Source organism: Legionella moravica DSM 19234 (genome assembly GCF_000423305.1).
GTDB classification, from domain to species: domain Bacteria; phylum Pseudomonadota; class Gammaproteobacteria; order Legionellales; family Legionellaceae; genus Legionella; species Legionella moravica.
Map to the genome: position 1 here is coordinate 47130 of NZ_AUHS01000015.1, position 13912 is coordinate 61041.

A 13912-nucleotide genomic window follows, 5' to 3' on the forward strand; every position below is an offset into this window, starting at 1 on the left:
CAAGGCGGGAAGCGGCACTGTCGGAATGGTACCCAACAGCGCAACCATTGACCTTGTAACAACTCATCGGTGTTATTAAGAGTGATGACGTTCATGTGCTTGTTTGATTTCCTGATAGTGTTGCTTTTGCTGTGGTGTCAGGAGCGAATAGATTTGATGGCGCATCAGGATGTGAGTTTTCAGCATGGCGTCTTTAATTTTGCTTCTTTGACTGATTAATTGATCCAGTTTTGCCTCATCGATTTTTTCTGCCTTGATTAATGCATCAATTTGATCTCGAATCACTTTTAGTTGTTTGTGACTGGTTTTTAACTGGGTTCTGGCTTGTACACGTATTGCTTTGATTTTAGCTTTTTGTTCCTGGGTCAAATTTAAATTTTGAGATGTTTTTTTACTATCATTACAATGGCATGGTTGAGAAGGATTTTTTTCAGCAGGGCATGCAAAAGATGGTTGACCAATAAACAAGGCTAACGTAATAGCCGATATCCAGATAAGTTTCTTACTCATTATCATTTCCTCTTGTTCGTTAAACAGATATTCCTGTGGGTATAATTAACTCATTCCATCCATGATTGGCGCAGTATAGATCGAAAGGATTAGTTAAATACAGTGCTCTAGATTAATTTCATTGCTGTATTTCTCTCAATATGTTATAAATATCGCGCTTTAAATACACACACGCTTCGTCACATACGTTAGGGTCCCTTGTGGGTTTCGTATGGGAAGTGTGGAGGCTTAACCCTGGAGATATAATATGAATGTTAGTATGCGTGAGTTGCTTGAAGCTGGAGCACATTTTGGTCACAGAACTCGGTACTGGAACCCTAAAATGGGTGAGTATATTTTTGGATCAAGAAATAAAATCCACATCATCAATTTAGAAAAAACCATGCCTATGTTGAGCGACGTAGTGAACTACGTTGGCCGATTGGCATCAAACAAAGCAAAAATTTTATTTGTCGGAACCAAGAGAGCAGCACAAGACAGTATTCGTGAACACGCGAAACGTTGTGGCATGCCCTATGTTGATCACCGTTGGTTAGGCGGTATGTTGACTAACTATAAAACAGTTCGTCAATCTATATTCCGATTGAAAGAATTAAAAGAAATGAAAGAAAAAGGCTTGTTTAACGACATGATCAAGAAAGAAGCATTGATGCTGACTCGTGAACTGGAAAAACTGGAGCGTGGTTTAGGCGGTATTGAACACATGGGTGGTTTGCCTGATGCTCTGTTTGTTGTTGACGTTGGTTTTGAGCACATTGCTGTTGAAGAAGCACGTCGGTTAAAAATCCCTGTTATTGGTGTTGTCGATACTAATAACAGCCCAGACAATATTGATTACGTTATTCCTGGAAATGATGATTCCATGCGAGCTGTAGATATTTACGTTCGATGCGTTGCTGACGCAATTCTTGATGGAAAAAACAGCAATACTGTAGGTGGTATGTCTTCTGATTCTGAATTTGTAGAAGTTGCTACGGGTTCTGGTGAAGCAGATAAAGCTGGGGAATAATTAATATTTGAATAAAGGGGGCGTTAATTTTAATTAGCCCCCTTTTTGCTATGTGGAGAAATGAGTATGTCAACAATTAGTGCTGGATTGGTAATGCAACTTCGTGAGCGCACAGGCGCAGGCATGATGGAATGTAAAAAATTTCTAATTGCGACTAACGGTGATATAGAGCTTGCTATTACCGAAATGCGTAAAGCAGGTCAGGCTAAAGCAGATAAAAAAGCAGATAGAGTCGCTGCTGAAGGTATTGTTGTTATCGCTCGTTCTGCAGACGAATCTTCTGCAGTTATGATCGAAATCAATAGCGAAACCGATTTCGTAGCACGTGATGAGAACTTCACCAATTTTGCCAATGCCGTTTCTCAAGCTGCCTTAAACAGTTCTGTTTCTGATATTGCTGGATTATCTGATCAGCCTTTATCTGGTGGTGTTACGGTTGAACAAGCCAGACAGCAATTAGTCGCTAAAATTGGTGAGAACATCAAGTTACGACGCATTGAGCGAATCAGTTGTACTGGTGGTGTGATTGGTTATTACCTGCACGGTTCACGTATTGGTGTTATGGTTGCTTTAAAAAATGGTTCAGAAGAATTAGCCAAAGACATTGCGATGCATATTGCTGCCAGCAAACCAATTGTTGTAAATCGTGATCAAGTATCTGCTGAAGCAATTGAAAATGAAAGAGAAATTTTCACTGCCCAAGCTAAAGAAAGTGGTAAGCCACAAGAAATTATCGATAAAATGATTGAAGGACGTATTAACAAGTTTATTGATGAAGTCAGCTTATTGGGTCAACCATATGTTAAAAACCCAGATATTAAAGTCGGTCAGCTTCTGAAAGAGAAGGGCGCTGAAGTAGTTTCTTTCATTCGCTATGAAGTAGGTGAAGGCATTGAAAAGAAAGAAGATAATTTCGTTGAAGAAGTGATGGCTCAGGTTCGTACATGATGAATGAAAGTCACCCGAAATTAAAATACAAACGAATATTGCTTAAATTTAGCGGCGAAGCCTTAATGGGTAAGTCGCAATTTGGCATCGATCCCTCTGTTCTTGATACTTTGGCTCGAGATGTTGCTGAGTTAATTCAAATGGGAGTCGAGGTAGGTTTGGTTGTCGGTGGCGGTAACTTATTTCGCGGTAAGGCTCTTTCTCAAGCTGGGTTAGGGCGAGTTACCGGTGATCATATGGGCATGCTGGCAACAGTAATGAATGCCTTGGCAATTCGAGACGCATTGGAGCGAATCGATTTGCCAGCGCGTATTATGTCTGCCATCCCTATGATGGGTGTAGTTGACTCTTATCATCGGCGAAAAGCAATAACTCATTTGCGAAATGGCCAGGTTGTTATTTTTGCAGCCGGAACCGGTAATCCTTTCTTTACAACAGATACAGCTGCTTGTTTGAGAGCAATTGAAGTAGGTGCTGATGTTGTATTGAAAGCTACCAAGGTAGATGGAGTCTATTCTGCGGATCCTTTTAAGAACCCGGATGCAGTTCGATATGATTATTTAACTTATAAAGAAGTATTAACCAAGGGTTTGGAAGTCATGGACTCTACAGCGATTTGTCTGTGTCAGGATCAAGGTATGCCATTACAGGTTTTTGATATGGCTGCTCCTGATGCTTTGAAGCGAATTGTTACTGGAGAACGAGTAGGAACTATAGTCGGAGCGAATCATGATCAATGAAATAAAACAAGACGCAGAAAAGCGGATGAAAAAAACAATTGAATCATTGCATGTGGACATGTCAAAGATTCGTACTGGTAGAGCAAATGCTGGCTTGTTGGATCATGTTCAAGTAGATTATTACGGTACACTGACTCCTTTAGGCCAAGTCGCCAATATTAGCGCCAGTGACTCACGAACCATTACGGTTACTCCTTGGGAAAAATCTATGGTCGCTGCTATTGAAAAAGCAATTTTAACTTCTGATCTGGGCTTGAATCCGTCTACAGCAGGAAGTGCCATTCGTGTTCCAATGCCTCCTTTAACTGAAGAGCGTCGTAAAGAGCTGATTAAGGTGGTACGTGGTGAGGGCGAACAAGGACGGGTATCCATACGCAATATCAGAAGAGATGCAAATAGCCAGCTGAAGGATTTAGTAAAAGATAAGGCAATTTCTGAGGATGATGAGCGTCGTGCTGCTGAAGTGATTCAAAAGCTGACCGATAAATACATTGCTGAGATTGATGCAATTCTTGTTGTAAAAGAAAAAGATTTGATGGAATTTTAAATCAGGACAAGTGTGTACCTCACACTGTTTTGTGCCATGAACACTATAATAAACCCGGGCCTACCGGGTTTTTTTCTATGTTGTAGCGACAACAGATCATCTGATTATTCAAAATTTTCGAAGGCCTGAGCGTTTCATTGTAAGAAATAAAATCATCGTATTTTATACGGTGATATTCGCTCAATTATTCTTGTAACATCTGATGAGTTTATTTCAATAGATCAGATATGATTACAAACCTCAAAATTATTCATTTACTTACTAAATATCAGGCTATTCCATCCGAATATGAACCTTCTATTTCAATTGCCTCAACTCAGAGGTTTGACGAAGAAGCACGAACGACTTATGCATTTTTTACCAAATTGACCCAGGAAGATTTTCCAGCACCGGCGACTGTGTTAAAAAATAAAATTCACTTTTGGTTAGCAAAGCGTTGGGTTTGTGTAAGAAATACTGTTCTTGACTATCGTGTTACCCCTTCTTTGCCTGTCAATCAATTTTGCCTGGAACTTGCAGAAATGACGGCTGATTCCGACATGGCAGCGTATCATATCTTAATGCCTTACAATCGCTCTTTTCATCCTTTTGACTACGATACTCGGTATTTACTAGCCCATTTCGTTGATTATATGCAGCCTATTTACACACAAGATGAAATAGCCGATAGATTAGCTCCTCACATTTACAGTTTTCTGGACTTAAAATGTTTGGACGAAGATCCTTTATTATTGAAGGAAGTAATCGAGCGCGTTGTTCCGAGGTTAAACAATTTATCTGATATTACAGAATCCTTTTGGGTGATGCGCTATCTATCTCAGGAGGTACAGTGTCAATTTATTGAGGCAACATTTGATCGTTGGTTTGATGAACGAAAACGTGATTTATCACAGTACATCAGGGTACCTACGAAGGAATGGAGTGTCGATGTAACCGTGCTTTTCCGAACCTTATTGATAGATAAGATAGCTGAAAAAACGCTTACAGCTAGCGCTTGTTTAAGTGAAATCAATTCATTGAAACAATATACTTATATTTCTGAAGAAACTGAGATTATTACTGCATTTTTAACTAAATTGCAGCCGAGATTACCCGAGTTATTTCAAGATATAAATTCAGTGGATGATCTTCTGATAACAGCTTCTAGACATCAACGTTTTATAGCCTCAATATTTCGCAATCTGTTGATTGAGTCGGCTAATCCCGATAACATTTGGAATTTATTGATACTCAAAGAAGACGAATTTTTGGCTTATTTCTATTCTATTTTTATCCCGCATATCACTCAATCAACACGCTCTTTTACTGATTTTCTAGAATTGCTTGGGAAATGGAAAAAACCCTCATACTTAGTTAAGGTCTCTAAGTGGAGAAGCCATTATGAATCCGAAGGGTGTCTTTTAATTCAAGCGGAACTAATTAAAACATATTTAATCCACTTGGATAGCTGGATATCCGATATTCCCAATTTTTTATTATTACTGGATAAATTGAAAGCCATACACCACAGTATTGTTCCTTTATTTGAACGATTCGCGCCGTTTATTATTAACAATAGTCGTGTTTTCATTTCATTTTTTCAAAGACTTAATAGCATCATTAGTGTCCGTTTAAAAAATGACTATCGGAACTATTGGCTATCAAAAGTTGATTTCAAATTATTCGTCTCTTCATTGTCTGAGCTGGATAATTTTTTTATTTCCTCATGCATGAAGCCAGAAGAACGGCGCTTTGTTTTGTCAAAGCTTGACGCCCAGCAATTAAATTGCACCCCAGAGGCACTTGATATGTACAAAGTTCAAAAACTGGATGTTCCAACTTTGATTGATGATTTAAAAGCATATGTTTCCAAAACTTCATTCCGAAAAGGAGCCCTCGATTTAATGGACCAGTTGAGTAAAAATCCACCCTTTGACCGCTCTGAGTTGAATCAATTGATTATACCAATAATGAATGAAATTAAAGCAACTTTTAAACTAACTTATTTTTCTATACCATCTTCTTATAATAGTCACTTGTTGCAAATACTGAAAAAGGCTTATAGCGCTGAAGTGTACACGTCACAGACCGCGGCTGCCTCAGTTGCACCCATAGGTTCTTCTTGACGAAATGCTACATCTTTAATTCCAAATGTTATCGAAATCTCGCTAAAATGTCCTTCTCCCTCAGGGACAAGGTGCCAACGGCGGATGAGGGGATCACACATCATTCATTAACTACTTATAGATAACATCCATTACTAAATTAAATTGTTGCTGTACTTCATTATTCCAAAACCTTAATATTTCAGCAATCGTATTCATTTTGCCTGCACTTATTCTGCTGACCACCATCTATCTCAATAATTAGGGTCTGTTGACAATTCAAGTTTCCACGTCCCGCGACTTGTTTTCGGGATCCAATTCACTCTTTATAGGCACAATATATTCTTGTTTTGCGCACGATCTATCGATTCCGCGAACAAGTCGCGGAAAGTAGGCTTGAATATAATGAAAGGTCAACAGCCCCTAATCTTTTTTCGATACAAACGAAATCTACAATATAGGTACCAATAGGGAATTGTCTTCAGAATTTAAATCCTTGAACTCGTTGTGCCCAGGCGAGTTCCACATTTTAATTTCCATGCAGGAGCTGTTTTTGCGTAGGCTTTTTGCATTATCAATTAATCCCATGCATTGAATTCATTTTTGGTTCGACTCAGTATATTAAAAGATAATTTTAATCGTTTGAAGATCCCCTCAACCGCCGTTGGCACCTTCTCCCTGAGGGAGAAGGACATTTTAGCGAGATTTCGATAACATTTGAAATTAAAGGTTTAGCATTTCGTAAAGAAAAACTTAAGGAAAATTGGGAGAGTGTGCTTGCTAGGGCATGAAAGGTTTTTTGTCATGTACAGAGCAAAGTTATAGGAGATTAAGGGCTATTGAACTGGAATAAATTGATTAATAATCCTAAGCTTAAAGTAATAACAATAAATTCGGTTGCTTCTATGAAAAACTTGTTGGGGTTTATACTGTTTGCTTTTATAAGTACCATTGCATGTGCCGATGAACTGGGAAAAAAAACCTATGATATCGCGTGCCAAAATTGTCATTCTCCCAAATTAGCTACCGCAATTAAAGCTCCCGCAGCATTTGACAAAAATGCCTGGGAATTGAGGTTTAAAAAGGCAGAAACTGAATCAGAGAACAATCCCTCCTATTTTAAAACTCCAATGGACTATCTTCTTTACAGTGTAAAAATGGGCAAAGGGCTGATGTATCATGGAGGTTTATGCAATGAAGCGGATGTACCCAATAAAGATTGTTCTGATGAGGCACTTACTGCTGCCATTAATTATATGAGTGAACCACAAAGTGAATAAACAGTATGGATAGAGTCTTCCTATCCAGATGTATCGAATTAATTTTGTTTCGATTTAAAAGTATGAGTTCAATATTCTCCAATTGTTCCCCATGAATGGGTCCATGTGATCTTCTTGAGCTCACCGGTAGCGAAAATTTGCTCAAAAAACAGGTCTTTATCTGGACTTTTGGCTGTTATCAACACCAGATTAGCACAGTTCTTAATTGGAATAACGATTGAGGCCTTAAAGTGTTTTTTTATGGTTTGGACAAGTTCCCATTGCTCTTTGTAATTAGCCAGATTAACTGCAAGAAAACCATCTTCTGTCAGGTTGTTGCGGCAAAATATAAAAAAATCATCTGTTGTGCATTCTTTGGGAAAATGATGGGCATCGTATAAATCCACAATGAGATTCTTGTATAAAATGGAGTTGGTGTGAAGGAATTCATTGGCATCTTGATGAATTATCTCAAGATTGGATAATTGATTTACCATAAAAAAGTGTTTGGATATGTGAATGACTTCTTCACTACATTCTACTGCCGTGATGGATTGTTTTGGGGTACTGACTTTTAGCATATGAGGTATGCCAGCGCCACCAAGACCTAATAAACAACAATTATCAGGATGGTTTCGTGCCATAATCGTAAGGGCATTGAGGTAATGCAAAATGGGATTTTGTGGTCTTCGCCTATTGATTACCGTCTGTAATGCGTCACTTCCTAATGTCAGCCAACGATAGAGCGGGTTTTGAAATACTTTATATCCTGATGGTGAGGTATAAATGCAGCGTGCCAATTTTGTTTTCCACATGAATCGTTTGATCCTTTATGACAATTATTATCACTTCGTCTTTAAAATTGTAAGGTTGTATTTCAAATTAACTTCTGTTAAGTTTGACCTGCAAAGTTTAGCCTAAAATAACATATTTTTCAGACAGGGAGTCAGACGTATGGATGAAAAGCTTGATACGTTATTAGTTAAAACAGATAAGGTACATTCAGCAAGAGCGCGTAGTATAGAGAATTTTCAGCCAATAGTCTTCGATGAAGAGATTTCGTCTGGCAAAGTTCGTTTGGTTAAAAAAATCAAAGATGAAAACGAACAAGGTCAAAGCGCTGTTTATTTTTTAAAGCAACATGATACTAATCCCAGACTTGCAGAACTTGAGGCATACTGTGGGGCAATTAGTCTGTTTCTTGCTACTTCTCGATACGTCCCCAAAACTCGTCCTTATTATGATAGCGAAGGTAGAACAAATCATGTCAGTTCAAAAGAAATGGTTGGTTTTCTTTCAAATTATGAAGAGCCTCTCAGTCCCGATGATCTTTTAATCTCCAGCCCTGAAATTAACAAAGAAATGAATCAGCGTAGTTTGGTGCTTATCACAGAAAATTTGCTTGATTATTATAATAAAAAAAATCCCACGGGAGGATTGAGCTATTATACTTCGTTAAGTTTTATTTCTTCATGGTTGAATACTACTCCTACTCAATACTCAACACGAAGTGTTTTGCTCCATTCCCTCAATCATCCGACGCAAGATTCAATTTATAACTTATTTCGAATATTGCGTGAACGAAGAGAGCATTTAAGATCCCAAGCTGTAAGACCTGCTGATTTTCTTAATGAATACTATTATTTAAACCAGACGATTCGGCAACTTGAAGCCTTCATATGTATTGGCATCATTGATGAACCTGTTCCATTGTCTATAAAAGAATTTGAATTAATAGACAAGGACGTTGTATCAAAAGGAATTGATTTAGATCAATATGAACACGTTATTAATAGCGAAATTGATGGAACGCATTACACGGTACCGGTGAGGGATTTAAAAAATTATCGTACCGTCAAGGGGTTGGGCGTTGGTTTGACTACACGCTATATCTTTAAGGAAGGGGATGGTCATAATTCCAATATGTCCAAAGATGGAATCATTTTAGATTTTGATTGGACAAAAGCAAATATCCTTTCTGACTTCAGACAACAAGATGCATTTAATCAGTTACTTAGACACCCAGATAGTGTTGCATTTGCTTGTGATGAATACACTATTGAGCATTTCCCTGACATCAATGAACCCAATTTATTTTACTGGCCTACAAAGCAGCCGGATTTAAGAACGATTTTGTTGACTAATCTTGCTGGGCTATTATCAGTAATAGACAGAGACGTAATCGAAAGCAATCTACTGTTCAATCTGGTACCAGTACATTTACTACTGGCCACCTTTGAATACGTTGAAAATGAGTATTTGGATAATGCAAATAAAACGTATTTTGAACAAATCAGTACTTTCTTTCATGGGGTTTATCTACAACTAAATGGAATGATAACCAATCAGCCAAGAGATCAATTAATCGTAAAAGAGAAAATTAGACATATATTTAACAGTCTTCTTGAAAATGCAAATCAGTTAGCCGATCTCTTCTATTTTGGAGAAAAGCCATTAGATGCCAGGACAGCAGGTTATAACTTAAAAATCGCAGCACGATTTCTTTCTGCTTTTGTTAAGCATTATACGGAATTACGTTCGGAATTAATCGCTTTTACTCAAGGGCCTTTATTTAAATTCTTACCAGGTTTTGATTCATTTAATGAGCAGAAACTGGAACAATTGCTTTGGTACAGTGATCGGTTTATTGATTATTTAAAAGATCATATGGATCAGTTCGGTTCAGAAATTGAAATGAGATATGAGCGCTTTGAACAAAACTCATTCACTATTGAAGATAATACTCACTATAAATTATTAGCGGGTCATCCCGTGTTTATTTTTCATAAATATAAAACATTTCTTAAATATGTTTTGACCGATACAGAAGTGTTTCGCATCTTTGCAGAACTAAATATTGCTGTTAGTCCAGTTAGTTCTTCTGATGCACCTATGAGTATTATTCATGAAAAACTGATTGCTGATGAGGCGAACCGGGTACAGGAAATAGCAAAGACTTTAGTATCTATGCCTGATTTTAAGCGATTTTTAAAAGAGCATGGTCAATTTGCGTTTGAGTTGATAAAAGAGGAATTTACAGCGGATCGGGATAAATACAGCAAAAAAACACACGATTTAGACTACTACGAGAGATTGGTTAATGCTTTGGATCCAGAAAGGATTGAATCAAAATTCAATGAGCTGTGTAGTGTCTGTGAAGCAGAGGAACCGGATCTATCAAGTGAAGAGGATATGGCGTATCCATTATGCATATGATCCAGATAAAAATGACGGGTTAGGGGGCTTTGATAATGGGGTATCTGGATGTTTGGGGCACTTGATTTTATCTGTATTTGAATCCCACGAGTTTCTGTGGTTTTGAGTACAGACTCCAGCATACGTTTATTTAATTTATCTATATTGAAGCTCTTATTGTGCTTGTAAAATCCTGGTTCCTTGCAACTGAAGCTTCAACACATCTTCACAAAACCAGTCCGGTTCTGCTTTATGGATCCCGCGGTCTTCGCCGCGGGATTTCGAAATGCAGCATGTACTTAAATATCAAGCGAATTCCCGCGGTTGTGACCGCGGGGTCCATGTTTCTGGACTTTTATTTTGAATTTTGTGGTTCTGTATATGATAAAAACCTGTCTTGCCCGCGCAGGCGGGCAACCATCCATCAAAAGAGCCAGCACATGTAGCCTATTTGCTTGCAAACAGGATTGTGTTGTTCTGTCTTCCTCATATTTAAGTTGATATTGTGTTGGTCAAATCATCAAAAATTCGGAGTTTATTAAATGCTCACATCCCAACCGAATTCACGCGGCTATGACCGCGGGATTTCGGAGTTTAGTATGCATTCATATCCCAACCGAATTCCCGCGGCTATGACCGCGGGATCCAATGTTTCTGCGCAGTTATTCTGGATCTTGTAGTCAAATCATCAGAAATTCGGAGTTTAGCACGTGCTCTCATCCCAACTGAATTCCTGCGGCATGGCTGGTGGAATTCGGTTGGGATAGATTCATGAGTCAGGACTGAAACGGGTAAATAGAGCCTAATTTTAAAATTTGTGTTAATTCATCGAGTGCCTGAAGGCTTTCATTCATCAATTGAGGATCAGCAAGATCTGTTGCTAGTAATTCAGTTCTGTAGTGCTTTAAAACCCATTCATCTAAAACATCTAAAAGTTGATTATTTACTAAAACACCCTGGTGCATGGCTTGAATCTCGTAATCGTTTAAAGGAACGCGTAGTCGAAGACAGGCCGGGCCTCCTCCATTACGCATACTTTGCTTCAGATCAAGATAATGTACCGAGTTAATTGGATTGCTTCTATCATCAATTATCTCATCAATACATCCTTTTACTTTCGGATTATTCTGACATTCAAATGGAGCCATTAATATCATGCTCTTCTGGTCAGGTAAGCTGATAAGTTGGGAATTAAACAAATAGGTCTCTACCGCATCCCTTACGCTCATCGATTTATTGGAAATTTCAATCAGGCTTAGTGGAAAATCCGCTTTTTCTCTTAAAGTCTGAAGTACCTGAGCTTGATTGTAAAATGCCTCTTCATGAAAGAGAAATACAGATTCATTGGCAACGGCAATCACATCATTATGAAAAACGCCCAGATCTACAGCTGCTGCGTTTTGACAGGCAAAAATAACCCGATCAGAATTCAATAAATGGCTTCGGGCTATTGCTTCTGATGCTTCTCGTGTTTGTCTTGCTGGAAATTTTGAAGGCTCAGGTTGATTGAATTTCGAACCTAGGGCTTTTTTGCCAAAAACAAACAGATTGATGCCTTTGTCTGCATGACTGTTACATAAACGGTTATGATTTGCAGCTCCTTCATCTCCGGTTACACTGGAGCGTGGTAATACTGGATGATGAATAAAGAGTTCCGGATTTGCAAAAATCGAGCTTAATAACTTTTTGGAGAAGTCGGCTTCTTGATGGCGATGCAAATTACTCACTAAATTAGCTGCTGTAAAATGCACCTTCCCATCTGCAGTATCTGCGCTTGCTGAAACTGTGGCTGCATTTGCTGACCACATACTTGAAGCAGAATAACAGGCGCTCAGTAATTCAGGGGCTGCTTTATTGGCTTTGTTTATTTGCTCTGTTGGTGATCCTGAAAATCCTAATTGATACAGCAACTCCAGGTTAGGGCGTTGGTGAGGAGGTAATAAACCTTGTTTTAACCCCATATTATGCAACAAACGCATTTTTGCCAATCCCTGTCGGGCTGCAGCCTGGGGATTGGATACGGTTAATGCATTAGTGGTAGATGCTATATTGCCTGCAGAAAGACCGGCATAATGGTGTGTCGGTCCAACCAGGCCATCCATATTTAATTCATATACGTTCATATGCTTTATTCCAAAACAATACCGGGTACTAATTGTGTCGGTGTCGATAATACTGATTGTTCCATACTGGCAACAGGGTAGGAGCAATAATCCGCTGCAAAGTAGGCGCTGGGCCTGTGGTTGCCACTGCGTCCAACTCCACCAAATGGAAGGCTGCTTGCGGCGCCAGTAGTGGGTCTGTTCCAGTTAATCAAGCCTGCACGAACTTTTTGGTAGAAATGCTGGTAGCGTGCTTCATTGTCGCTCAGTAATCCTGCTGCCAGACCATAGCGAGTCTGATTGGCTAATTCAATGGCTTCATCAAAGTTGTTGTATCGATGTATTTGTACAAAAGGGGCAAAAATTTCTTCATCGGGAGGATTGTTGACTCCGGTCATGTCAATTATTCCCGGAGATAAAAGTCCCGTATAATCTGCCATCAGTTCCATAGTTAATAATGCTTCACCGCCAGCCTCAATGAGTTGGTGTTGTGCATGCAAATGTTTGAGCGCCTGTACATGGCTTATTACTGGCCCCATAAACGGTTCGGGCTGTTGATCATAGGGGCCTGTCTTTACAGATTGGCATGCACGAATAAATCGCAATAGAAATTCATCGCCCTGATGAGTATTGGGAACCATGATGCGTCTGGCGCAGGTACACCGTTGCCCGGCGGTGATCAATGATGAAAGAATACTGTGATAAACAGCTGCGTTCAGATCCCTGACATCATCAATAACTAATGGGTTATTGCCTCCCATTTCAAGAGCAAGAATGACTTCTGGTCTTTCACTGAATTGTTGATGTATTCGTTTACCGGTTGGATAGCTCCCGGTAAAATACACGCCCTGAATGTCTTGAGAAAGTAGTGCTGAACCGCAGTGATAATCACCCTGTAAGCAATTAATGACACCAGCAGGTATACCACTGTCGTGCCAACATTGCATGACCAGCTCTGCAACTGCGGGTGTTTGTTCGCTTGGTTTGTAGAGAACAGTATTTCCAGCTAGAAGTGCGGGTACTATATGCCCATTACTCAAATGGGCAGGGAAATTGAACGCTCCCAGGACCACCACAACACCCTGTGGTTTGAATCGTAAACAGGCGTTTGCTTCGGCATTTGTCGTTAGTTTTGTTCCAGTTCTTTCGTGATATGCCTGGATGGATAAATTGATTTTTCCTACAACTGCGGTGACCTCGGTATGTGACTCCCATAAAGGCTTTCCCGTTTCCAGGCTGATTAACTCAGCGAGTTGGGCACGATTCTTTTCAATCTGCTGGGCAAATTCTCTGCTGTAATGCGCGCGTTGTTCAAAAGGAGTATTCGACCATGCTGAAAGCGCTTGATGTGCTGCATGACTTGCCGCATTAATTTCTTCTTCAGTTGCACTGGAGCCTTGCCAAAGCAGGGTACCGTATGACGGATTGAGGGATTCCAGGGTAGTACCTTTACCTTTTTCCCATACTCCATTGATGTATTGACCTTTTCCTTGTTTGATCGGTAATGTGGACATCTTT

General features: G+C 39.3%; 11 protein-coding genes and 1 pseudogene. 7 read left to right on the plus strand and 5 right to left on the minus strand.

Translation table 11 applies throughout. The features are described from left to right. Window positions 1-75 precede the first annotated feature (75 nt). Entirely contained in the window at window positions 76-510 is a 435-nt protein-coding gene (locus G543_RS0104205; RefSeq protein WP_028383427.1) for a Spy/CpxP family protein refolding chaperone, read from the minus strand. Between the two features lie 247 nt (window positions 511-757). Between G543_RS0104205 and rpsB the strand changes: the two genes are divergently transcribed. The 5 genes from rpsB to G543_RS0104230 all read left to right on the plus strand — a co-directional run bounded on the left by rpsB (window position 758) and on the right by G543_RS0104230 (window position 5859). Continuing rightward, window positions 758-1519 carry a 30S ribosomal protein S2 gene (rpsB, locus tag G543_RS0104210; RefSeq protein ID WP_028383428.1) on the plus strand — a complete coding sequence of 254 codons (762 nt, stop codon included), beginning with the start codon at window positions 758-760 and terminating at the stop codon, window positions 1517-1519. Between the two features lie 66 nt (window positions 1520-1585). Further along, window positions 1586-2467 carry a translation elongation factor Ts gene (gene tsf / locus G543_RS0104215; RefSeq protein ID WP_028383429.1) on the plus strand — a complete coding sequence of 294 codons (882 nt, stop codon included), beginning with the start codon at window positions 1586-1588 and terminating at the stop codon, window positions 2465-2467. After that, window positions 2464-3207, plus strand: a complete 744-nt coding sequence (gene pyrH, locus G543_RS0104220) for a UMP kinase (protein WP_028383430.1) — start codon at window positions 2464-2466, stop codon at window positions 3205-3207. Before tsf ends, pyrH begins: the two co-directional genes overlap by 4 nt. Next, window positions 3197-3754, plus strand: a complete 558-nt coding sequence (frr, locus tag G543_RS0104225; RefSeq protein ID WP_028383431.1) for a ribosome recycling factor — start codon at window positions 3197-3199, stop codon at window positions 3752-3754. Before pyrH ends, frr begins: the two co-directional genes overlap by 11 nt. Before the next feature lie 227 nt (window positions 3755-3981). After that, window positions 3982-5859 carry a hypothetical protein gene (locus G543_RS0104230; protein ID WP_028383432.1) on the plus strand — a complete coding sequence of 626 codons (1878 nt, stop codon included), beginning with the start codon at window positions 3982-3984 and terminating at the stop codon, window positions 5857-5859. A 340-nt stretch (window positions 5860-6199) separates the two neighbouring features. Here G543_RS0104230 and G543_RS19530 read toward each other — a convergent pair. Beyond that, window positions 6200-6319: pseudogene (locus tag G543_RS19530) on the minus strand (DUF559 domain-containing protein); the annotation flags it as partial. Window positions 6320-6743: 424 nt separating this feature from the next. On the opposite strand from G543_RS19530, the gene G543_RS0104245 reads away from it, so the two are divergent. Next, window positions 6744-7118 carry a c-type cytochrome gene (locus tag G543_RS0104245; protein WP_028383433.1) on the plus strand — a complete coding sequence of 125 codons (375 nt, stop codon included), beginning with the start codon at window positions 6744-6746 and terminating at the stop codon, window positions 7116-7118. A gap of 68 nt (window positions 7119-7186) precedes the next feature. Here G543_RS0104245 and G543_RS0104250 read toward each other — a convergent pair whose 3' ends face one another. Further along, window positions 7187-7912 carry a fused MFS/spermidine synthase gene (locus G543_RS0104250; protein WP_028383434.1) on the minus strand — a complete coding sequence of 242 codons (726 nt, stop codon included), beginning with the start codon at window positions 7910-7912 and terminating at the stop codon, window positions 7187-7189. A gap of 139 nt (window positions 7913-8051) precedes the next feature. Between G543_RS0104250 and G543_RS0104255 the strand changes: the two genes are divergently transcribed. Beyond that, window positions 8052-10313, plus strand: coding sequence for a hypothetical protein (locus tag G543_RS0104255; protein ID WP_028383435.1), 2262 nt, complete (start codon window positions 8052-8054; stop codon window positions 10311-10313). Between the two features lie 755 nt (window positions 10314-11068). On the opposite strand, the gene astB is transcribed toward G543_RS0104255, so the two are convergent. Both astB and astD read right to left on the minus strand, forming a co-directional pair. After that, window positions 11069-12415 carry an N-succinylarginine dihydrolase gene (astB, locus tag G543_RS0104260; RefSeq protein ID WP_028383436.1) on the minus strand — a complete coding sequence of 449 codons (1347 nt, stop codon included), beginning with the start codon at window positions 12413-12415 and terminating at the stop codon, window positions 11069-11071. Window positions 12416-12420: 5 nt separating this feature from the next. Then, on the minus strand, window positions 12421-13908 hold the full coding sequence (astD, locus tag G543_RS0104265; RefSeq protein ID WP_028383437.1) for a succinylglutamate-semialdehyde dehydrogenase: 1488 nt from the start codon (window positions 13906-13908) through the stop codon (window positions 12421-12423). Between the last annotated feature and the right edge of the window lie 4 nt (window positions 13909-13912).